The organism is Veillonella denticariosi JCM 15641, from assembly GCF_002959855.1.
GTDB lineage: Bacteria > Bacillota > Negativicutes > Veillonellales > Veillonellaceae > Veillonella > Veillonella denticariosi.
Map to the genome: position 1 here is coordinate 593,569 of NZ_PPDB01000007.1, position 21,811 is coordinate 615,379.

The 21,811-nt window shown below is 44.1% G+C and carries 19 protein-coding genes, 1 tRNA gene and 1 other RNA gene; all 21 read right to left on the bottom strand.

The window, feature by feature from the left end; all coding sequences use genetic code 11:
- Positions 1 to 28: 28 nt before the first annotated feature.
- Positions 29 to 604: a HyaD/HybD family hydrogenase maturation endopeptidase gene (locus VEHSUH05_RS08310; protein ID WP_054673721.1), complete on the bottom strand. Its 576-nt coding sequence runs from the start codon at positions 602 to 604 to the stop codon at positions 29 to 31.
- Positions 597 to 1,403: a Ni/Fe-hydrogenase, b-type cytochrome subunit gene (cybH, locus tag VEHSUH05_RS08315; RefSeq protein WP_038115596.1), complete on the bottom strand. Its 807-nt coding sequence runs from the start codon at positions 1,401 to 1,403 to the stop codon at positions 597 to 599. Before cybH ends, VEHSUH05_RS08310 begins: the two co-directional genes overlap by 8 nt.
- A gap of 11 nt (positions 1,404 to 1,414) precedes the next feature.
- Positions 1,415 to 3,316 carry a nickel-dependent hydrogenase large subunit gene (locus tag VEHSUH05_RS08320; RefSeq protein ID WP_105091289.1) on the bottom strand — a complete coding sequence of 634 codons (1,902 nt, stop codon included), beginning with the start codon at positions 3,314 to 3,316 and terminating at the stop codon, positions 1,415 to 1,417.
- Positions 3,316 to 4,455, bottom strand: coding sequence for a hydrogenase small subunit (locus VEHSUH05_RS08325; RefSeq protein ID WP_038115599.1), 1,140 nt, complete (start codon positions 4,453 to 4,455; stop codon positions 3,316 to 3,318). The genes VEHSUH05_RS08320 and VEHSUH05_RS08325 overlap by 1 nt, the downstream gene beginning before the upstream one ends.
- A gap of 215 nt (positions 4,456 to 4,670) precedes the next feature.
- A complete protein-coding gene (locus tag VEHSUH05_RS08330; protein WP_054673723.1) occupies positions 4,671 to 5,003 on the bottom strand; it encodes a thioredoxin family protein in 333 nt (110 codons plus the stop codon).
- Between the two features lie 56 nt (positions 5,004 to 5,059).
- Positions 5,060 to 5,408, bottom strand: an RNA gene (gene rnpB / locus VEHSUH05_RS08335) — RNase P RNA component class A.
- An 83-nt stretch (positions 5,409 to 5,491) separates the two neighbouring features.
- Complete coding sequence (locus tag VEHSUH05_RS08340; RefSeq protein WP_105091290.1) at positions 5,492 to 6,595, bottom strand: Nif3-like dinuclear metal center hexameric protein; 1,104 nt, start codon at positions 6,593 to 6,595, stop codon at positions 5,492 to 5,494.
- A gap of 137 nt (positions 6,596 to 6,732) precedes the next feature.
- Positions 6,733 to 7,455: a tRNA (adenine(22)-N(1))-methyltransferase gene (locus tag VEHSUH05_RS08345; protein ID WP_105091291.1), complete on the bottom strand. Its 723-nt coding sequence runs from the start codon at positions 7,453 to 7,455 to the stop codon at positions 6,733 to 6,735.
- A 190-nt stretch (positions 7,456 to 7,645) separates the two neighbouring features.
- A tRNA-Ile gene (locus VEHSUH05_RS08350) sits at positions 7,646 to 7,720 on the bottom strand.
- 62 nt (positions 7,721 to 7,782) lie between these two features.
- Complete coding sequence (gene folE / locus VEHSUH05_RS08355) at positions 7,783 to 8,346, bottom strand: GTP cyclohydrolase I (RefSeq protein WP_105091292.1); 564 nt, start codon at positions 8,344 to 8,346, stop codon at positions 7,783 to 7,785.
- Position 8,347: 1 nt separating this feature from the next.
- Positions 8,348 to 9,055: a radical SAM protein gene (locus VEHSUH05_RS08360; RefSeq protein WP_245875953.1), complete on the bottom strand. Its 708-nt coding sequence runs from the start codon at positions 9,053 to 9,055 to the stop codon at positions 8,348 to 8,350.
- Positions 9,042 to 9,380, bottom strand: a complete 339-nt coding sequence (locus tag VEHSUH05_RS08365; protein WP_054673729.1) for a 6-pyruvoyl trahydropterin synthase family protein — start codon at positions 9,378 to 9,380, stop codon at positions 9,042 to 9,044. The genes VEHSUH05_RS08360 and VEHSUH05_RS08365 overlap by 14 nt, the downstream gene beginning before the upstream one ends.
- Positions 9,381 to 9,487: 107 nt before the next feature.
- Positions 9,488 to 10,663, bottom strand: coding sequence for an RNA polymerase sigma factor RpoD (gene rpoD, locus VEHSUH05_RS08370; protein ID WP_038115614.1), 1,176 nt, complete (start codon positions 10,661 to 10,663; stop codon positions 9,488 to 9,490).
- Between the two features lie 26 nt (positions 10,664 to 10,689).
- Entirely contained in the window at positions 10,690 to 12,462 is a 1,773-nt protein-coding gene (gene dnaG, locus VEHSUH05_RS08375; RefSeq protein WP_105091294.1) for a DNA primase, read from the bottom strand.
- A 168-nt stretch (positions 12,463 to 12,630) separates the two neighbouring features.
- Positions 12,631 to 14,175: a ribonuclease Y gene (gene rny / locus VEHSUH05_RS08380; protein WP_281252031.1), complete on the bottom strand. Its 1,545-nt coding sequence runs from the start codon at positions 14,173 to 14,175 to the stop codon at positions 12,631 to 12,633.
- 171 nt (positions 14,176 to 14,346) lie between these two features.
- Entirely contained in the window at positions 14,347 to 14,790 is a 444-nt protein-coding gene (locus tag VEHSUH05_RS08385) for a regulatory protein RecX (protein WP_105091295.1), read from the bottom strand.
- A gap of 5 nt (positions 14,791 to 14,795) precedes the next feature.
- Entirely contained in the window at positions 14,796 to 15,836 is a 1,041-nt protein-coding gene (gene recA, locus VEHSUH05_RS08390) for a recombinase RecA (protein ID WP_095066200.1), read from the bottom strand.
- 1 nt (position 15,837) lies between these two features.
- Positions 15,838 to 17,085, bottom strand: coding sequence for a competence/damage-inducible protein A (locus tag VEHSUH05_RS08395; RefSeq protein WP_105091296.1), 1,248 nt, complete (start codon positions 17,083 to 17,085; stop codon positions 15,838 to 15,840).
- Between the two features lie 239 nt (positions 17,086 to 17,324).
- Positions 17,325 to 18,671, bottom strand: a complete 1,347-nt coding sequence (gene rimO / locus VEHSUH05_RS08400; RefSeq protein WP_105091297.1) for a 30S ribosomal protein S12 methylthiotransferase RimO — start codon at positions 18,669 to 18,671, stop codon at positions 17,325 to 17,327.
- Positions 18,672 to 18,786: 115 nt separating this feature from the next.
- Positions 18,787 to 19,824 carry an ABC transporter substrate-binding protein gene (locus VEHSUH05_RS08405; RefSeq protein ID WP_105091298.1) on the bottom strand — a complete coding sequence of 346 codons (1,038 nt, stop codon included), beginning with the start codon at positions 19,822 to 19,824 and terminating at the stop codon, positions 18,787 to 18,789.
- A gap of 23 nt (positions 19,825 to 19,847) precedes the next feature.
- The gene (locus VEHSUH05_RS08410; RefSeq protein ID WP_105091299.1) at positions 19,848 to 21,797 is read right to left on the bottom strand and encodes a YgiQ family radical SAM protein; all 1,950 of its coding nucleotides are present in this window, start codon (positions 21,795 to 21,797) and stop codon (positions 19,848 to 19,850) included.
- Positions 21,798 to 21,811 lie beyond the last annotated feature (14 nt).

Genomic DNA, 21,811 nt, shown 5'->3' on the forward strand with positions numbered 1-21,811 from the left:
TCTCCTATTACAAATACATCTTCATGAATTATTTTGGTTCTGCAGTGACGCCCCAACGAGCCAGAACCTGTAAAACCCGCTTCTTTACCTCCGGCAAGGCGCGCTGTACAACTTCGCTCGGTTCAAAGCCGATTTCGAGGGATTCCGGCTCGACACCGATTACGACAGCATCCTCTAAAGGCTGCTCCTGAATCGCTCGGATGCGAAGAATATCCTGCATTCCGACTTCATGAACTGAAATATGTTCTGTAAAGTATTGCTCCAATTCCTTATGAGGGAACTCGTAAACAGTGCCGGGCGCTTCACCACCATTGATGGCGTCGACAAGGAGTATTTTTTTCATGCCCCGCATATACGTCAATAGCTCCATCCCCATCGTACCGCCATCGATGATGCTTACAGCAGGTGTAAAGGAATATGAATGTTGTAACTCTTTCACAACATGCACACCGAGGCCTTCATCGGTCAGCAGGATATTACCGACCCCGAGGAGGACGATTTCATTATTACCGTCATCGTAAAGGCTGTTTAAATCAATACGCGGACCCTCCGAGTCCGCGTATTCTTCCAAGCCTCTGATATATTCAGCACTTGTATCAATCATCTTGTAATTCTCTTTCTCTAGGATCGTTAGGATCGCTAGGGCGATATGTCGTAAAGGACGGTTTATCGATTCTTTCACCACGGCGACGTTTACCGTTCAAATCTTCTATATCAATCGGATCATGAGCGTAATATTTCATACCCGATACCATAGCGGATACTTCGCCGGATTCCTCCATCACATCTTCACGGAACGCCATATACACGTGAATGATAGTAAAGAACAAGAAACACCATGCTATGTAATGATGGATGATATGAACCTTATATTCACCGCCAAACAGCGTGATGACCGGAGCCAGTGCACCTCCTAAAATACTATTAGGATTAATCATGCTGTACATGGCAAATCCCGTCAGAATTTCAAAGAAGAACAAAATATACACCGCTAAATATGCCGTACGGGCCAATGAATTTCTTAGCCAATGATGTTCGTGCTTCTGAGGAATCATCAGATAGTGCAATGTTGTTTCCCGTAAGCCGTACCAGTATCGTTTCTGTCTAAATTTCGGCAACAATCTGTCACCACGATTCCAAATCGCACCGGCAAATCGGAATATGAAGGAAAATGTCAGAATAACTCCGGCAATGAAATGGATACGACGCATCGTTTCCATTGAAAACCAACCGTCGATAGCGAAAGTCGGCTCCGGATTGCCTGTAATCGCCGCAAAGCCCGGATCACCTATATAAAGGCCGGTCCAGAACAATGCGGTTACACTGAGCACCATAGTCCAGTGGAATATGCGCAGCCATAAACTGAATACGACATACGCTTTTTTGTCAGTATGTATTAACATAATGCCACCCCTTATTTACACAATGCATCGGTATTAACGGAAACAATTTTCTCACCTTTTTTATTGTATAAATGAGTAGCACATGCTAAACATGGGTCGAAGGAGTGAATTACCTTCAGGATTTCCAACGGTTTATCCGCAATTTTTACCTTCGTGTCTATCATGGCGTCTTCGTACGCTCCATGTTCATTAGCAGCCGTCTTCGGACATGCATTCCATGTGGACGGCACAATACATTGATAATTCGCGGAGCGACCGTCCTTGATGTGAATCCAGTGGCCCAAGCCGCCACGGGGTGCATCTACAAGACCAACGCCCTTCGCATCCGGTGCCCATGTATTAGGGTCGAACTTAGTCATATCCGCTACGGCGGTATCACCGTTCTTGATATTTGCAACGAGCTTATTAAAGAAATATTGGCTCATATTTGCCGCTACTTGCGCATCAAGGCCACGACATGCTGTACGACCCACCATGGTCGTCATCCATACATGTGCAGGTACGCCCAATACCTGAGATACGGTATCTATTTGACGGACTATCATGGATTCCGCCCAGGTCGGATCCTTGATGATACCTTGTTTTACCTTTGTGTATACGACGATATATTTCGCTAATGGGCCCACCTCTGCTGTCTTACCTTTGAAAGTAGGCGATTTGATCCAGGAATATTTCTTATCTTCGTCGAGGAATTCCCATTTTTCTTTCGTCCCCGATTTAGGGCCGGTAAACTTAGGGTCCGTAACACCATCAATAGGATGAAGAGAACTTTCACCATTCGGATAAGTAAACCAGGAATGATCCACCTCTTCACTGAGATATTGAGGATCCATGAAATCCTTGCCTTCCAAGTTGATAAAAGTCGCTTTATCGACACCGAGGCCGAAGTTTTCTACCACACCATTCGAGCGGACAACACATTTTTTATGGTAATCGCCGTCAGAAATGCCGCTATAGGATTCATCAGGATAATCACCATAGGACATTACACGTTTTTTAGCAAGGCCGCCACCGTCAATCATGCCTTTTTCCACGTAGATTTTGCCGATAGCCAACAGATCAGGCACATAGAAATTATCCACCAAATCCTTCGTCAAGGAGATGGATTGTTCCACCGCCGCAAGGCGTTGTGTATTGATAGGAGCATTCATGTCATTCATGGAAATGGCACAAGGCATACCGCCTACGATGTAATGCGGATGCGGATTCTTACCGCCGAACACAACATGAGGAATGACGATATCCCGTTGACGATCCAGAATATTCAAATAATGAGCTATACCCATTAAATGTACTTCAGGAGGCAATAAATTATAGTCCGGATGGTCCCACCATTGAGCGGAAAAAATACCCAGCTGACCGGATTCAACAATTTTCTTAATTTTTTGCTGTACCGCTGTATAGTAAGCGGTAGTCGCTTTAGGAAATTCCTTAGGATATGCGGAATCCTTTGACGCTGTTTCAGCCGGAGCAAGTCCTCCTATATTATACGTAGCCAACACATCATTCTGTAATTGAGCCGTTTTTGCCGGATCCGCATTGAGCGCCGCTACAGGGCTGACCCAGTCCAGAGCATGCAAATGATAAAAGTGTACGATATGGTCATGCACATCTAAGCAGCTGTGCATGATATTGCGGATATAGTTCGCATTTTTAGGAATGGAAATGCCCACCGCATCCTCTACGGCCCGCAATGCGGCCAGTGCATGCGTACTTGTACATACGCCGCAAATACGTTGTACGAAAGCCCAAAGATCACGGGGGTCGCGGTCTTTAGCAACAAGTTCAATACCACGCCAAGCCGTACCCGAGGATAATGCGTCCTCTACCTTACCGCTACCTTCATCTACCTTTATCTCCACCCGCAAATGACCTTCAATACGGGAAATCGGATCTACTACTACGCGTTTCATTAGTGACTTCCTCCATTATTGTGCTTTTCTTCATCCCACTTGCCGCTTTCTTTCAAGCGTTTTTCCTCCTGGATATCATTGTACTTATTACGGGCAAGGGTTGCCGCACCGTGTACAATAACCGCCGCAGTAGCACCGACGGCGGCTACCGTGCCGATTGTATCGGCCGTTGTAATGGTGTTCGCCAACGGAATATCCGGCAAGCGTTTATAGAATACATCATTATCCCAGAACCCCTTTTCAGAACAGCCGATACAGCCGTGACCGGATTGAATCGGATAGGACAGACCGTTCCACCAGCGCAAATTACCACAGGAATTATATGTCTGGGGTCCGCGGCAGCCTACCTTATATAAGCACCAGCCCGCTTTAGATGCATCATCGTCAAACTTTTCAACAAAGAGACCGGAATCAAAGAAAGCACGACGATAGCATGTATCATGGATACGATTACCGTAGAATTGTTTAGGACGCCCTTGAGAATCAAGCGGCGGAATTTGCCCGAACAATGCATAATGCATGACTACACCTGTCATAACCTCAGGAATCGGAGGGCACCCCGGCACCTTGATAATCGGTTTTCCCGATACGACGGAAGACACGGATACCGTATTTGTCGGATTCGGTTTAGCCGCTTGAATACCGCCCCAGGATGCACAGGATCCGTATTCGATAATAGCCGCAGCCCCTTTAGCACATTCCAATAGAGACTGTTTAAATGTACGACCTCCTACGGTACAGTAGACGCCATCTTCATCAAGAGGAACACCCCCTTCAACAGCCAAAATGTATTTACCGGCCTTCTCCGTAATCAGTTTCTCCAAATGCTCCTCTAAAGGGGCTCCGGATGCGGCCGCTAATGTATCATCATATTCGAGAGAAATCATATTCAAGATAACATCCGATGCAAACGGTGAGGATGAACGGATAAAAGCTTCACTACAACCTGTACATTCATGACCATGCAACCAGATTACCGTAGGTAATTCAGTCGTTTCAGCCGCTTTTACAACGGTGTCCAGCATCGTTGGCGGCAATCCTAAAATAGCTGTGAGCGCTACACAGGATTTCATAAATGTGCGTCGACTCAAACGTCGCTCCTGGAAGAGTGTCCATAAACTGTTTACACGATTCTTCACGGAATATAGCCTCCTTACAACAACTTTGCGCAATGTATATATTACTTAATAAACTACAACTATTCTTGCATTTATATTGCTATTATAACATCTCCACACTATTTTAAACAGTAAAAAGCCTCATAGCATAAAGAAAGAACTGTATACAAGAGTAATGATATATCCTGCATACAGTTCCGTATCATCTGGTTTTATAAAAACCTTCAGTTATTAAATTATTTGATTGCTTCTCTAATGAGCTCTTCAAGAATGTCAGCTTTCTTATAGCCCACAAGAGAATCGAGCATTTTACCGTCCCGGAAAAATACCAAGGATGGAATGCCGTCAATATCTTCTTTCAGCAAAATACCTCGTAGATTTTTATCCTCCGCATCAACGGTGAAAAACTGTACTTCACCTTTTAATTTTTCGGCTACCGCATCCACCTCGGGACGCATAACGATGCAGGGTTCACACCAACCTGCCCAGAAATCAACAATAGTCAAACCTTTGGAGCCAAGTACTTTTTCATCAAATTCTTGTACACTAGTAATCGCTGTAATTGCCATGAAGTTCTCCTAACAAAGTCTTAAATCATATATACAATAATTCGTTTTCTAATAATGAAACAAGCAATCAATAAGCCGAGTTCTGTTCCGCTTGCGCGGTGACGATTATCTTTCTAGGCGCACAGTCGCCTGTACGCTCGAGCGACACAACCCGAAAGGTAGGCGGGACCACCCTTAACCCTTTTCTATTCGGTCTTGCTCCGGATGGGGTTTACCGAGCCAGCCTGTTACCAGACTGCTGGTGAGCTCTTACCTCACCTTTCCACCCTTACCACTGATGTGGCGGTTTCCGTTTCTATGGCACTTTCCCTAAGGTCACCCTCGCCAGACGTTATCTGGCATCCTGCCCTATGGAGCTCGGACTTTCCTCGAATCCAACGGACTCGCAACCGTCTTTCATACTTGCTTCACTTCAGTTTATCATAGCAGTACTATATCACGCAAGAACAAGGGGGTTGTGAAAGTCTCGAAAAAGATATGCTCTCACATTATAAAAAGAAAAAGTCCTGTTGTTCTCCATAAGCGTGAACAGGAACCTCCAATGAGGAGGCCTCTAAATACTCACGTAAACCGTAAGCCACGATGGATTCCGTACCGAAATGACCGGCGTCTACAACGAGAATTCCCGATTCTTTCGCCAGTTGTGCATCATGATACTTTACATCGCCTGTCACATAGGCATCAACCTTATGTCGAGCCGCATCCTTGATAAACTCGGCTCCGGCACCGGAACAAAGTGCGACGGTCTGAATCTTCTCCGGCACTACACCGCAAAAGCGGATATTCGCATCGGGCAAAGCCTCCTGCACCCATTCGCGAAATGTATCCATCTTTAATGCGTTCGGCAATCTGCCTATGCGTCCTAAATATTGAATCGCTCCGTTCGGTTCAGCCAAAGATACGACTTCATAAGCCACCTCTTCATAAGGATGCGCCTCTTTCATAGCCATCAAAACAGCATTGAAATTCGTAGCATCCACAATCGCATTGATTTGTACCTCCGGCACAATAGTCATCGTCCCCGCTTCGCCGATGACAGGATGAGACTGATCATTTCCTCTGAATCGCCCTTCTCCGTTCACGCTGAAACTGCAATAATCGTAATTTCCGATTCGACCGGCACCGGCCTCTCCCATGGCGATACGCACCGCATCAGCTGCATCTTCAGGTACGAAGGTGGATATCTTATACAGCACATCTTCTCCGGTTTTAATAAACCCTTGTATATCTATGAGTCCCAACCGTTCCGCCAACATATCATTCAATCCCCCCGGTGCGATATCAAGATTTGTATGAGCACTATATACGGCGATTTGATTGGTAATCAACATTTCAATCATTCGTCCCAGAGCCGTATCCGAAGACACCTGTTTAAGACCTTTAAAAATCAACGGATGATGACTGACAATAAGATTGCAATTATGTTCTACCGCATACTCGATTGCCTCCGTCGTCACGTCCAACGTCGTAAGAATACCTTTAACAACCGTCTTTCGATTGCCTACCATAAGGCCTACATTATCCCATGACTCCGCATAAGACCGAGGTGCCAGCCGTTCCATCACATCTATAACATGTTGAACAGTTGTCATTATAATCACACCTTTCCCTGAATTTACTAATTATATTTGATTTTAACAAAATACTATATGATGTTAATGAATACAGTTTTAAAACCATAAATGAACGCCTATACATTTAATTGAGCTGTACAGAAATTCCAAACTATTTACAACAATGTCCTTAAGTACGCGATTTCCCCAGCGAGTTCTTTATATTTATCCGTATGACTCAACGCATCCGTCATTCCGTTCAACGCACATTGGCGCTGATATATCAGATATTCTATATATGTATTCCATAGCGGTGGACGCTCTTGTTCAAGCAGCGCTCCGATGGACCACAGCAGAGAATGCTCTGAAAGCTCAGCATATATATCTGGATACTCGGCTATACCTGTATAGGACTCGACACAATCATCGCGAACGGCTAAAAACGCCGTATATAATTTGCCGTTATCCTCTACGATGACTTCAAGAACGATTATATATCCCTTTTGCACCATATATTGGCGCAATTCTTTTTGACCGTTTTGCGGCTGCAGCACATAAAACTCCAACGGCTCCGGCCCCGCATCCACGATATCCCGAATCAGAAAGCCTCCCATACCGCAACAGATGGCCCCCGTCAATTCGCCTCGTTTCGTGACTTTCAGGCCATCGCCCAGACGACAGTCGATACGCTCTTGCAGATTACACGACTCTACATAAGCCCTGGCCGAAGCAAGAGGCCCCTTATGAACATCTCCGGCAATGACAAAGTCCGCCCGATTACGGTTAATCAGCTCCACCGCCAAATAACCGTGATCAGTTCCGATATCAGCTATAGCTCGTGCCTTCGGAACGATGGAAAACACCGCTTCCAAACGATCCATCATTGGTCTAGGTTCCATATATTTTCCTTATTATCAGTAAATAACAACTCTACCAGTTCAAATCTATAAAACTTGTATTTTAAATACACTGTATGATTCAAATACGTCGCGCTATTTTAACATCATCATATATAGATCAAATATATAAATTATGTTCATATATAAAAATAACCGCCCTTGAAGTCTCAAGGACGGTACATGTCATAAGTGGTGGGCCCACCTGGGATCGAACCAGGGACCGACCGGTTATGAGCCGGTTGCTCTACCCCTGAGCTATAGGCCCACAGTTAATTTCTAGCTCATTAATTATACCGAATCCCATAAGTATCCGTCAAGCGGACTTAATCAGGACTCTTTAATCAGCATAAATCGTTGAATCATACCGTCCTCATTAAATACGCCCTTCGTAGCCAATGTCGTCGTTTTACTGTCCGTCGATTTAATACCGCGGGCACTCATACAACTATGCGATGACGTAATATGAACGATGACGTCCTCGGACCCCGTCGCCATAGAGATGACCTCGGCGATATCCTCTCCGATTTTTTCCTGCAACTGTAATCGTTTACAGCACATTTCCGCAATGCGCGGCACCTTGGATAAACCGATAACGCGGCCTTTCGGAATATATCCGATGCTGATGCTCATATCATACATGAGCGCCATATGGTGTTCGCAGTGAGAGAAACACGTAATATTCTTAACGACCACCATCTGATCAGTATCTACGGGAAAGGTTTTTCCATACATTTCGGCAATTTCCGCGTTGGTATACCGAATCCCTTCATATACCTCCGCCATCATCTGAGCAACGCGCTTCGGCGTTTCTACCAGCCCCGCACGATCGGGATCTTCCCCTAACGCTTCCAAGAGCTGATACACTAGTGATTCGATTTTTTCCGTGTCCATACTACACCCCCTTCGCATCAGGATCCCAGATGAACTTGTGAATTTGCAGCTGAAATCTCACATTCTGTAAATTATGCGCTTTCATATATTCAATAATCGAGGTCGCCTCAATTTGTCCCCAGACGGGCGACACATAAATATGCGCCTCTGTCATATGTGCTGCGAGGATATGACGCATACAATCCAAGTCTTCAGGGGTACCGACCACAAATTTGATGAGATCCCGCTCGGTAGCCGCCTTGAATATATCGAGATTCATAGACTTCTCCGCCAAAGACGACGGTGTCTTGTAATCATAGGTGAACCATACATTATCCCTTTGAAAGCTCGGTACGATAGTACCGTTCGTCTCGATATTGAAATCATATGGCATCGTATCATGTGAATAAATTTCATCCTCACGCTCTGATACACAAGATTCGGAAGATTCACTGCGACGTGTCAGCTCATCAATAAGCGCAATAACTTCTCGTTCCTGCAGTAAAGGCTCGCCACCGGTAATGGTGATGCGATGATTACCTAAACTTTCAATGGTATCGGCTACCTCTTGAACGAACATCTCTTTATACACACTGTCCGGTCCATAGCTATACTTTGTATCGCAATAGGAGCAGCGAATATTACAGTCATACAACCGCAGAAACGTCGTTAAGAAACCTTGACGACTGCCTTCGCCGTCGATAGAGGAAAAAATTTCAATCACGTTCATAAATCGCAACATTTCCTTCCGATTCCTGTACCTCTACCTTGAAACATTTCGATCCCAATTCATCGGCAATCCACTTCGCCATATTTTCCGCAGTGGAATTGATATCTCCCAGCATATCATTAATATGATGATGGTCCAGACGTCCGTGAATCTTTTCCTTTATAATCGTAAAGTCTATGACCATACCGTTATGATCGAGTTCTTCTGAACGGGCATATACGGTAATAATCCAGTTATGTCCATGCAACTGCTGACACTTGCTGGGATAATCCAGTTTTAACTGATGAGATGCGCTCACCTCTAAACGCTTGCAAACTGTAAACATCGAAACTCCTTTAGTCTACACATATAAATCACATTTATTATAACACGAAAAATAGAGTCCCTCTCAAACAACTCCACAAAAGGCTTGAGAGAGACTCTATTTTGTTCTTATAAGAAGTCTTTAATCTTATCGCGTTTTCCGCGGTTTCGTAACTTCGTTAAGGCCTTGCCTTCAATCTGACGAATACGTTCTCTCGTAACATTGAAATGTTGTCCCACTTCTTCAAGAGTCCGAGGTTTACCATCCTTCAACCCGAAACGCAGAATCAACACCTGCTGTTCCCGATCCGTTAAGCATGTGAATACGTCTTCTATCTGCTCCTGCAACAAAATGTAGCTTGCCGCATCATCCGGAGCGATCGCATCCTGATCCTCGATGAAGTCCCCCAAATGGGAGTCTTCCTCTTCACCGATCGGCGTTTCCAACGATACCGGTTCCTGTGCAATCTTCTGAATTTCACGCACGCGCTCTACGGTAATGCCCATGCCTTCCGCAATTTCCTCAGGCAACGGCTCACGGCCCTTATCCTGGAGTAATTGTCTGGAGATACGAATCAATTTATTGATGGTTTCCACCATATGCACCGGAATACGAATGGTGCGAGCCTGATCCGCAATGGCACGCGTAATGGCTTGACGAATCCACCATGTAGCATAGGTGGAGAACTTATACCCCTTCGTATAATCAAATTTATCCACCGCTTTAATAAGACCGAGATTACCTTCCTGAATCAAATCCAAGAACAACATGCCTCGACCCACATAACGTTTCGCGATACTCACAACGAGACGCAAGTTCGCATCAACCAACTTCTTCTTAGCCTTTTTACTGAGTTGAATTTCCTTATAGGTAGCATCTTCCTCGGCACCGGCTTCAATCTGCTTCGCCAACACGATTTCTTCGTCGGCCGATAACAATGGAACACGCCCGATTTCCTTGAGGTACATACGCACCGGATCATCGATATTTACACCGGAATCCACGCTGAGATCGATGGAAATATGTTTTTCACTCGCACCGTTTTCCTCATCATCTTCACCATCATCCGGCTCAATCGGATTATCATCTTCATGATCATCGTCCGCATCCACATCGGATACGATATCAATATTAAGCTTACCCAGAGTAGTATAAATGTCATCTAATTGTTCTGCAGTGAGATCCGATTGCTCGTGAAGAGCATCTGAAATCTCTGATTGTGTCAACACACCGGTCTTTCGGCCTTTTTCAAGAAGTTGTTCCACAATCTCCTCAATTTGACTTTTTTGTACTTTCTTAGCCACAGCGCTCTCCTTTATAATTTATTGACTTACTTGGACCATTCTCTGATCAAATTCTGTATATCCTGACACTTATGTAATTCGCTAATAAACGTCGAATCTCCTGCCCGTTTTAATTGATCCGCCATAATTGAATGCGTTTTATACTGTTCACGCAACGAATGAAGCCTAATCTTACGGATTAATCCGGGCACTTGCACCTTATCGTCATCATCACACATCACTAACAATCTTGAATATATATCATACTCCTGCGCCGTCAAAACACTTTGAATGCTCGATTCATCTAAACGATGCTCTTTCATAAATAAGGTGTAAATCTTTTCTATTATAACTCGATATTCATTTTTTTGAAAGTCTTCCAGAGGCAGATAGTTCATCACTTCTTGTAAGACGTCTCCATCCGTAAAAGCTAATGATAGTAACCGCTCTTCATCGCCTTTCACCAATTCCTTGGTAGGCAATAATACAGAAGCCATATCGACAAGTTCAATCTGTCCCTTTTTTACGTAATCTCTAAAATATCTGAAGATACTGCTATTATCAAGCCACAACGGCAAAGCCAACGCCTTGAGCGCATCATCGCGCTGCGTCTGACTGTGGATATTCGCGATATACGGAAATACGTCCGCCAATACCGCCTGCTTACCTTCCGTATCATTCGTATCATGCTTGATTAGCGATTCACTTAAAAGATAGTCGAGAGGCTTTACCGCCTGAGCAATAAGCTCTTTAAAGGCTTTCGCCCCGTGATTTCGCACATAATCGTCCGGATCTTTCCCATCCGGCATGGCGAGAACACGTACCTTAAAATCCGTATTCTGCAATAATTCAATCGCCCGTGACGCCGCCTGACGCCCGGCCCCGTCCATATCATAGGCGAGGACGATTTCATCGGCCTGACGCATCAGGATATGTCCGTGATCCTTGGTATATGCGGTACCTAAAGAGGCCACCACATTCGTCACCCCCTGATTATGAGCGGAAATAACATCCATATACCCTTCTACAAGAATAGCCTGCTTTTCCTGACGGATCGATTTATAGGCTTTATCAAAAGCGAACAGGATTTTTCCCTTCTCAAAGATTGGGGATTCGGGAGAGTTTAAATACTTCGGAGTGCTGTCATCCATAACACGACCCCCAAAGGCGACTACACGACCTTTTCCGTCCATAATCGGAAACATGACTCTATTTCTGAAGAAGTCGTAAAACTGACCCTTTTGATTCTTCCGAACCAAATTCAACTCCAGCAGAATCGAATCCTCTATACCTCGCTCATGAAAAGCATGATACAGTTTATCCCATCCATCAGGTGCAAAGCCGAGCTTAAATTTTTCTATCGTTTCCTTTGTAAGCCCCCGCCTTTTTAGATAATCAAGCCCCGGCTTTCCCATAGAGGTCTGGGTCAAACAATTGTGAAAAAACGTAGCCGCTAAATCACAAGCTTCATATAATTTCTTACGCCTTTCATCACGGGCCCGCTGTTCCGGTGACAATTTTGCCTCCGGCAAGGGAATATTCGCCCGATTCGCTAATCGCTCCAACGCCTCCACAAAGGTAAGATGATCGAGCTCCATAAGGAATTTAATGGCATTGCCCGATGCGTGGCAGCCAAAACAATAATAAAACCCCTTATCCGGAGCTACACTAAAGGAAGGCGTCTTTTCATTATGAAAGGGGCAGCAACCCCAATAGTTCTTGCCCCGCTTCTTTAAGGCCACATGTTCGGATATGACCGATACAATGTCATTGGCATCTTTTATCTGCTCAATTAATTCATTTTCAAAATACCGACTCATAACCAAACCTCCTTTGGACCCATATATAATATATTCTATATAAAGAGGAAAATTCCTCTTTTCTTTCCATATTAATTGTAACAATTATTTATTATCGACAATATCCATAAGGATAATAATAGGCTGCAATGCGAACATTGCAGCCTATCTATAACGCCGAAGCGCCTATTATTTTGCGTAATCCACAACACGAGTTTCACGAATAACCACAACCTTAATTTGGCCGGGATATTCAAGTTCAGACTCGATGCGTTTTACAATATTCCGAACAAGTAATGTTGAATCGGCTTCATCAATCTTATCCGGCTTTACTACAACGCGAATCTCTCGACCGGCTTGAATAGCAAAACATTTTTCAACGCCTTCGAAGGATTCTGCGATTTCTTCCAATTTAGATAAACGTTTCAAATAGTTTTCTAATGTTTCTCTGCGTGCTCCAGGACGAGCTGCGGAGATTGCATCTGCAGCGGCTACCAATACAGCCTCTACAGTTTGGAACTCTTCATCACCATGATGAGCCCCGATACAGTTAACAACTGCTGCGCTTTCACGATATTTACGTGCCACATCGACACCGATTTGAACATGAGAACCTTCAAGCTCCCGATCCAAAGCTTTACCAATATCATGGATTAAGCCACCTCGTTTAGCCAGTGTCACATCACAGCCCAGTTCAGCTGCCATCAACCCTGCCAAATGAGAGACCTCAATAGAATGTTTCAATACATTTTGACCGTAGCTGGTACGGTATTTCAATCGACCCAAAATCTTAACGATCTCAGGATGTAAGCCATGAACATCAGCCTCAAAAGTTGCCTGTTCGCCGGCTTCTTTAATGGTTTGGTCCACCTCTTTACGAGCCTTACCAACCATTTCTTCAATACGAGCCGGATGAATACGACCATCGACAATCAATTTTTCCAATGCTATACGAGCCACTTCGCGACGAATAGGATCGAAACCGGATAAAATAACTGCTTCCGGAGTATCATCGATAATCAAATCAATACCGGTTAATGTTTCAAGAGCGCGAATATTACGACCTTCACGACCGATAATACGTCCCTTCATTTCATCATTCGGCAATGCCACTACGGATACGGTAGTTTCCGCTACATGGTCAGCAGCACAACGTTGGATTGCGGAGGAGATAATTTCTTTCGCCTTTTTCTCCGCGTCATCCTTAGCTTGCTGTTCCATTTCCTTAACCATAATAGCCGTTTCATGACGAATTTCCTGTTCCACATTAGTTAACAAGATATTCTTTGCCTCTTCAAAGGTCATGCCGGAAATGCGTTCCAATTCCGCCATTTGTTTCTCATATAGAGCTTCGACCTTTTCACGACTGTGGGCTAAGTCAGCTTCTTTGCGATGTAAAGCTTCCTCTTTGTGTTCAATGTTGTCTAATTTTTTATCCAAAGATTCTTCTTTTTGAAGAATACGACGTTCCATACGCTGTAATTCGGAACGACGGTCTTTATTTTCTCGTTCCACGTCGGAACGGAGCTTATGAATTTCTTCCTTCGCTTCTAATAAAGCTTCCTTCTTTTTAGACTCTGCTGTACGCACACCGTTTGCAATGATGCGCTCAGCCTCTTGTTCAGCTTGATTCAGTTTTCCTTCAGCAATATTTTTACGTAAAAAATAGCCTACCCCTAGTCCAATCAGTACCATCACCACTGCAATCAGACTATACTCTAAAATCAGACTCACCTCCTAAATTCTCAATACTTGAGCTTTCATGCTCCTTTTATGCCGTTTATGCATTAAATTGTCTATAAACCTTACCATAAATAATACAAATAAGGCTATATTAATTTTAGACTTGAATGCCCATTCTGTCAAGGTTTAACAGGCTCGGACGGACGTCTGTAAAAGCCCTTTTCAGTCATAAAAATCATCACATACAATACGAATCGTATGTGTTGCAAACCCCCTGTATTTGAGAAAATTAAAAACTTTTACCCGAGGTGTAACATCCTCTTTTAAAACAGAACCGAATTTTTTCTCCACTACACGATAGGCCGCCTTTACCTCATCATAAGATGCTATATCCTGCGGTATATCAAGCCCACGAAGTTTCATCTTCTGCTTAATCATATGAACACCGTATTTTTCTTCTTTCATCAAATACGTCAACACCTGTTCCGACAAGCGTTCATCGTTAATATAATCATAATATTGCAGACGCTCTAACACACATTCGATGACATCATCCGAGATTTGTTTGCGTCGCATCTTTTGAGTCAGTTCATAAGAACTCAAAAATCGCTGTGCTAAAAATCGGTAAGCCTGATCCATGGCGGCCTGTAATGTTTCATCACTCATAACGGTTATACTTCTTCGGTCGTATCTTCACCGATTACATCGAGTTCCTCCGTACCAACGGCTAAGGTATCGCGGATGATACGATCGATTTCATCAGCAATTTGAGGATTATCAGCCAAATATTGTTTTGCCGCTTCCTTGCCTTGACCCATGCGTTCGCCGTTATAGGAATACCATGCACCGGATTTATTGATGATTTCCATGTTCGTACCGATATCGATAAGCGTTCCCGTCTTGGAGATGCCTTCACCGTACATCAAATCAAATTCAGCCGTTTTGAATGGAGGGGCTACTTTATTTTTAACAACCTTAACCTTTGTACGAGCCCCTACATTTTCATTATTTGCTTTAATAAGCTCGCCCTTACGCACATCTAAACGCACGGAGGAATAGAATTTCAAAGCACGACCGCCCGTTGTCGTTTCAGGATTGCCGAACATGACGCCAACCTTTTCACGCAACTGGTTAATAAAGATAACAACCGTTTTAGACTTGCTGATAATACCGGTTAACTTACGCAATGCTTTACTCATCAGACGAGCCTGCAAGCCTACGTGAGCATCCCCCATCTCACCGTCGATTTCCGCTTTCGGCACTAACGCTGCAACGGAGTCAACAACGACGATATCTACGGCACCGCTGCGAACGAGGGCCTCCGTGATTTCAAGGGCCTGTTCACCGTTATCCGGTTGAGAAATCAACAAATTATTGATATCCACACCTAAATTACGCGCATATACGGGATCCATCGCATGTTCCGCATCGATGAAAGCGGCAATACCGCCCTGCTTTTGCGCCTCTGCTACAGCATGCAGTGCAACCGTTGTTTTACCGGATGATTCAGGACCGTAAATTTCGATGACGCGGCCACGAGGGAATCCTCCTACGCCGACCGCGATATCAATGGCTAGGGAACCGGATGAGATTACCTCTACATTCATGCGATCCGCCGCTTCACCAAGGCGCATAATCGCTCCTTTACCGAAATCTTTTTCAATTTGTTTTAACGCGTTATCCAACGCTGCTTGTCTGCCGTCAACAGCCATTCTATTTCCCCTTTTCTGTTATATAAATATAAGCATAATATAATGCGAGCTCTGCCGCACTTTGTCTGATATCTTCACGATTTCCGATCAAATTCGCCTTATGCGCCACCGTGCCGTACGGGCCGGATATACCGAACCATACAAGACCTACTGGCTTTTCGGGACTGCCGCCACCGGGGCCTGCAATGCCCGTAATGGATACGGCATATGTCGTCTGACCTACAGAACGCGCGCCTTCAGCCATAGCCTTTGCCACTTCTTCACTGACCGCGCCATATGTATTCAACATACCCTCAGGCACACCCAAAACACGATGCTTTACATCATTACTATAGGAGATTATCCCCCCCATATAGTATTCACTGCTACCGCTCACATTAGTTAATAGTTTACCGACTAATCCGGCGGTACAGGATTCAGCCGTACTTATTGTAGCCTCTTCGTCAAGCAAAGTTTTGCCTAGAGTTTCCTCCATGGATACCGATAAATTCCGACCGATACGATTACCTAACCGCTCTCGTATAATCGCATCCCAAGGATTGAGTAAAAGCTGCGCCTTTTCCATTGTTTCCGCTTTTGCGGTAATGCGAACCTCGATATAGCCTTTTTTAATAAGTAGTGCAATGGTCGGATTAGATTGACTCTGAATAAGGTCCATCAAGGTCTTTTCCAAATCGATTTCTCGAATATCATATACGCCATAGCGATACGATGTCACCACGCCTTGAGAACCAAAACGTCGCTCCAAATATGGAATGACACTTTCCTGAAACATGCCTTTCATCTCACCCGGCGGCCCCGGCAATAAGAAATAAGTCGTATCTCCATCCTCTACCACAACCCCGGGCGCCACACCTACAGGATTATGAAGAACCTCGGCCCCTTCCGGCAGTTGTGCTTCGCGACGACTTGCATCGGGTATAGCACGGTTCACCCGCTTAAAAAAATCTTGTACCTCCGCCATCGCTTCCGAACTGAATACAACGGGACGACCGATGGAATCTGCCAAGACATTGCGCGTAATATCCCCTTGAGTGGGACCCAATCCGCCCGTGCTGATAACTATATCGGCACGATGTGCGGCATTTTGAAAGACCTCCGCCATGCGCTTCGGATTATCACCTACAACGGACTGATAGGCAATAGTATAACCTAATTTATTTAATTCTTGAGCCAACCAGGATACATTGGTGTTCACCGTATCCCCCAGCAATAACTCTGAGCCTGTAGATATAAGCTCTACAATCATCAGAAATCACCTCCACATTCGAACCTATCGAACTGTGATCAATTAATATCTATATGAGTCTATATGAATTAATATAAACCTATATAACTCCATATTAGAATCTATAAAGCTCTAGTTGTTTCTGTAAGTCTCCATAATTTCTATAAAGGCCCACGAGTTCCTATAATCTCTATCAAACTAAAAAGATATCATATATTCTACTAACAATAAATCTTATATACTGCTAACAATAGATATCATTACTCTACAACTGTAGCCACCACATCATATGCAAAGCCCTGTTCCACCTGCACCTTGAGGATATCCCCCGGTTTTATTTGATCGCCGCAGTCCTCGATATACATATTTCCATCCACATCGGGAGCCTGCGATTTCAACCGCCCCTTAGCGAGTAAGGTGTTCTGTTCACTCTCTTCGATTTCCTCAATCATTGCGTAATCAACGGTACCTTCCAGATTTCGATTGTTTTCCTCTGAAATAGCCGCCTGAATAGACATGAGCGTATGATATCGTTCTTCCTTGATATCCTCCGGCACTTGATCTTCTCGAGCACCGGCCGGTGTTCCTTCTTCCTGGGAATATGTAAACACGCCCATATTATCAAACTTGATATCTTTTACAAAATCGCACAATTCTTCAAATTGCTCATCCGTTTCCCCCGGGAAACCGACGATAATAGATGTGCGCAATGTAATATGTGTCGGCGCATTTCTGATTTTCTTCAATAAACGCTCGATATCACTGCGGTCATCACGACGGTTCATCTGCTTCAGAATATCATTATTCACATGTTGTAACGGAATATCTACATACTTACAAAGTTTCGATTCATTAACAATAAGGTCCAGAAGTTCATCGGAAAAGAATGTCGGATACAGGTAAAGCATACGAATCCATTCAATACCGTCCACTGCAGTCAACTCTTTCAGCAGATTCGTCAACAACGGTTTCCCATCGTTTAAATCGATACCATAACTGGTTGTATCTTGAGCGATAAGAACAATTTCCTTAACCCCTGCGGCGGACAGTCTTTCAACCTCGGTCTTAATGGATTGTATCGTGCGGCTACGAAAAGCGCCACGTACCTTCGGAATAATGCAGAACGTACAACCGTTGTTACAGCCTTCGGCAATTTTAACATATGCGCTATAACGAGGAGTCGTCTGTATACGAGGCATCCGTTCATCATAGATATTAGTAATATTTTCCATGATACAACTGCGATTGCCATGCTCAATAGCATCAACGGCCACCATTACCTGATCCCATGCACCGGTACCTATGAGGGCATCAATTTCGGGGATTTCCTGAAACAGTTCATCCTGATACTGTTGACTGAGACATCCGGCTACGATAAGACCCTTACAGGCCCCATCCTGCTTGTATTGAGCGACCTCAAGAATCGTGTTAATAGATTCCACCTTCGCTTTTTCAATAAAAGTACATGTATTGACAACGATTAGGTCCGCTTCGATCAAATTCTCTGTGATTGTATACCCATTATCCTTTAATAGGCCCAACATTACCTCTGTATCCACTAAATTTTTAGCACAACCTAGGCTGACATACCCTAGCAATTTACTCATCTATATTCTTTCCACCTTTTATATTCAGATCATGTTTTATATTATTCCATACGAAATAAAGTTGACTACTATACTAACAGAGATGTCTTGTATTCCCATGCTGTTTTTACACTTGTTACTCCTTACGGAATCGAACCTGACTGACCCAATGATTTAATAGCAACTTTTTACCTTCCATGGTATAACCGCCATTTACAGGCCATAAAACCAGTTCATGTTCAAGGGAATCCTTCGGCTCGATAAGTTCCGGATTCGTAAATATATAAGTAAAGTTATTAGCCACCATAAACTTCGCAGTTTTTGTCGATAATAGCCAATTGATAAATTCAACACTATCGTTTTTATGCTTGGAATTCTTCAGCACTGCCCCGCCCGTCACATAGTAGGATGTACCGTCTACGGGGTAGATAATTTTTATAGGATAGCCCTGATGTACATATTGAGCGGCATCGGAAAGATTACCGATACCGATATTTGTTTCACCTAACGCGGTTAATCGGATAGGCGTAGACAAGAATTTAGCATGTTGCACCACATGAGGTTTCAAACTGTATAAATACGCCAACGTTTCCGGCTCACCTTTATACTCAACCATATTGTAAAGCAGATTAGCCGCATTTTGAGACGCCACAAAGTCCGTCATAATCACGGACCAGTCACCTTGTTTCGCCAATGTATCCCAAGTGGTAATATATTTACCTATACCATTGTAAAAATTTTCATTTTGTACAAATACGACCGGATCATACCAAAGGCCCACCCAATAGCCGTTAGGATCCTTCAGATTATCTCTGACCTCATCACTATGTTCATTTACGATAGGTACATATTTCCCGTTATTAGTACCGATAACAAGATTATCTTCAGAAGTCAACACCACATCTCCGGACGTATCCGCTAAGGGTGATGCGGTACGTTGTGCCATTTGTTCCTCCGTAAGAGGCAGAATCGTCACTTTAACATTTTGTTCTTCCTGATACTTTTCGGCCAATAAACTCGTTAAACTGTTAGGCAGATCCGTATATACGGTAATTTCTCCGCGAACAGGCTGTTTCGCCTGCTCAAGTTGTTCCTGATGATAGTAATATCCACCATAACCTAACATGGCAATCACAAATAGGGCCAATATCCCCGGTGCAATCCATCGTTTCATATATGCCTCCCCTAAGACATAAATTATCTACTCTTTCGTTTAGCTCCTGTACGTGTATTCTGTCCAGAGCTGTTACTCTTCCGTCCGGTCGCTCCGTCACGTTTTTTTACATTAGATTTCTTCTTATGATTAAAACGTCCTCCGGAGCTGCGTTGACCGCTGTGACGTTCATTATTGCGTCCAATCGATCTAGGCGGTATTAAACATTTGGGCCCGAATCCTATCAAATCTCGACGATTGGCTTCGATTAAAGCTTCCTTCACCAAATCATAGTTTTCAACATTCTTAAACTGCATTAATGCTCGCTGTTTCGCCTTATCCCGACCTTTTTTCGCCACATATACAGGCTTTCCGTCAAGAGGGTTAATCCCCGTATAATACATACACGTAGACAAACTCCCTGGCGTTGGAATAAAATCCTGCACCTGTTCCGGATACATATGATGATCTCGTAAAAACTCGGCTAATTCAATAGCATCCTCCAGAGAGCATCCCGGATGAGAACTCATAAAATAAGGAACTAAATACTGCTTTTTACCGAGTTTTTGATTAGCTTCTTCAAACCATGACTTAAAGAGTAAAAACTCTTCTTTACCGGCCTTCCCCATCATTGTCGTCACGCGTTTTGATACGTGTTCAGGGGCCACTTTCAGCTGTCCGCTCACATGAAACTCGCAAAGTTCCCGTACAAAATCCTTATTATTGTCCGCCAATACATAATCATAACGTAGTCCGGATCGGACAAATACCTTTTTTACCCCCTTCAGCTTACGCAGTTTACGCAACAACGCAATGTAATCATCATGATTGGTATTCAAATTTTCACAAGGTTCGGGAGCGGCACAGGTACGGCCTTTACAAGCACCGAACACGGCCTGTTTATCACACGCCAGATGTCTGAAATTTGCCGTCGGCCCACCCACATCATGAATATAGCCCTTGAAGTTATCCATGTTAATCATCGTATGAGCTTCATCGATTAAGGACTCATGACTGCGATTCTGAATAATTCGCCCCTGATGATTTGTAATGGCACAGAATGAACAGCTGCCAAAACAACCGCGATGACTGACAAGACTGAACTGCACTTCGCTCAACGCCGGCACACCGCCCTTATCATCGTATTTAGGATGCCATTTACGGGTGTATGGAAGGTTATAAACACTATCCATTTGTTCCTGCGTTAACGGTAAAGCCGGTGTATTCTGAATGAGATAGCGGTCTCCATGCTTCTGCACTACCGTCTGTCCGTAGAACGGATCCTGTTCATCATATTGAATCCGGAATGCATCGGCAAAAGCCATTTTATCGGCTTTCACAGATTCAAACGAAGGACATTCTACATACTCCAGCATAGGAATATCCTTGGACATATAGCAGATACCGCGTATAAATGGCAAGGATTCTTTGAACTGTCCCTTGTCAAATGCATCGGCAAGCTCGGCAATCTGTAGTTCCCCCATGCCATACACAAGCACATCCGCCTTGGAATCTACCAGAATGGACCGACGCACCGTATCAGACCAGTAGTCATAGTGGGCAAAACGTCGCAACGATGCCTCAATACCACCGATTATAAGCGGCACATCATTAAAGGCTTCCTTCATGCGATTCGCATACACCAAGGTAGCTCTGTCAGGTCGATGTCCCGATTCGCCTCCCGGAGAATAATCATCTTCACGACGCACCTTCTTTGCCGCCGTAAATTTATTGAGCATCGAATCCAGATTACCGGCGGTCACAAGGGATGCCAGACGCGGTTTTCCCAGCTTTTTGAAAGCTGATACATCATTCCAGTCAGGTTGAGCTATAATGCCTACGCGATAACCTTTAGACTCCAGGTATCGGCCTATGACCGCCGGAGCAAAAGACGGATGGTCTACATATGCGTCCCCGCTGATGAGGACAAAATCCAACTCAGCCCATCCCCGTTCCTGCATTTCAGAAGGCTCTGTCACCAAAAATCTATCCATTGATCACGCAAATG

Excerpts from the sequence above, each read along its gene's own strand:
- VEHSUH05_RS08320 (WP_105091289.1), bottom strand. The coding sequence starts at position 3,316 with ATGAAACGCGTAGTAGTAGATCCGATTTCCCGTATTGAAGGTCATTTG.
- cybH (WP_038115596.1), bottom strand. The coding sequence starts at position 1,403 with ATGTTAATACATACTGACAAAAAAGCGTATGTCGTATTCAGTTTATGG.
- rimO (WP_105091297.1), bottom strand. The coding sequence starts at position 18,671 with ATGAGTAAATTGCTAGGGTATGTCAGCCTAGGTTGTGCTAAAAATTTA.
- VEHSUH05_RS08365 (WP_054673729.1), bottom strand. The coding sequence starts at position 9,380 with ATGTTTACAGTTTGCAAGCGTTTAGAGGTGAGCGCATCTCATCAGTTA.
- VEHSUH05_RS08410 (WP_105091299.1), bottom strand. The coding sequence starts at position 21,797 with ATGGATAGATTTTTGGTGACAGAGCCTTCTGAAATGCAGGAACGGGGA.
- VEHSUH05_RS08345 (WP_105091291.1), bottom strand. The coding sequence starts at position 7,455 with ATGGAACCTAGACCAATGATGGATCGTTTGGAAGCGGTGTTTTCCATC.
- VEHSUH05_RS08310 (WP_054673721.1), bottom strand. The coding sequence starts at position 604 with ATGATTGATACAAGTGCTGAATATATCAGAGGCTTGGAAGAATACGCG.
- folE (WP_105091292.1), bottom strand. The coding sequence starts at position 8,346 with ATGGACACGGAAAAAATCGAATCACTAGTGTATCAGCTCTTGGAAGCG.
- VEHSUH05_RS08360 (WP_245875953.1), bottom strand. The coding sequence starts at position 9,055 with ATGAACGTGATTGAAATTTTTTCCTCTATCGACGGCGAAGGCAGTCGT.
- VEHSUH05_RS08330 (WP_054673723.1), bottom strand. The coding sequence starts at position 5,003 with ATGGCAATTACAGCGATTACTAGTGTACAAGAATTTGATGAAAAAGTA.
- dnaG (WP_105091294.1), bottom strand. The coding sequence starts at position 12,462 with ATGAGTCGGTATTTTGAAAATGAATTAATTGAGCAGATAAAAGATGCC.
- VEHSUH05_RS08385 (WP_105091295.1), bottom strand. The coding sequence starts at position 14,790 with ATGAGTGATGAAACATTACAGGCCGCCATGGATCAGGCTTACCGATTT.
- VEHSUH05_RS08395 (WP_105091296.1), bottom strand. The coding sequence starts at position 17,085 with ATGATTGTAGAGCTTATATCTACAGGCTCAGAGTTATTGCTGGGGGAT.
- recA (WP_095066200.1), bottom strand. The coding sequence starts at position 15,836 with ATGGCTGTTGACGGCAGACAAGCAGCGTTGGATAACGCGTTAAAACAA.
- VEHSUH05_RS08340 (WP_105091290.1), bottom strand. The coding sequence starts at position 6,595 with ATGACAACTGTTCAACATGTTATAGATGTGATGGAACGGCTGGCACCT.
- VEHSUH05_RS08405 (WP_105091298.1), bottom strand. The coding sequence starts at position 19,824 with ATGAAACGATGGATTGCACCGGGGATATTGGCCCTATTTGTGATTGCC.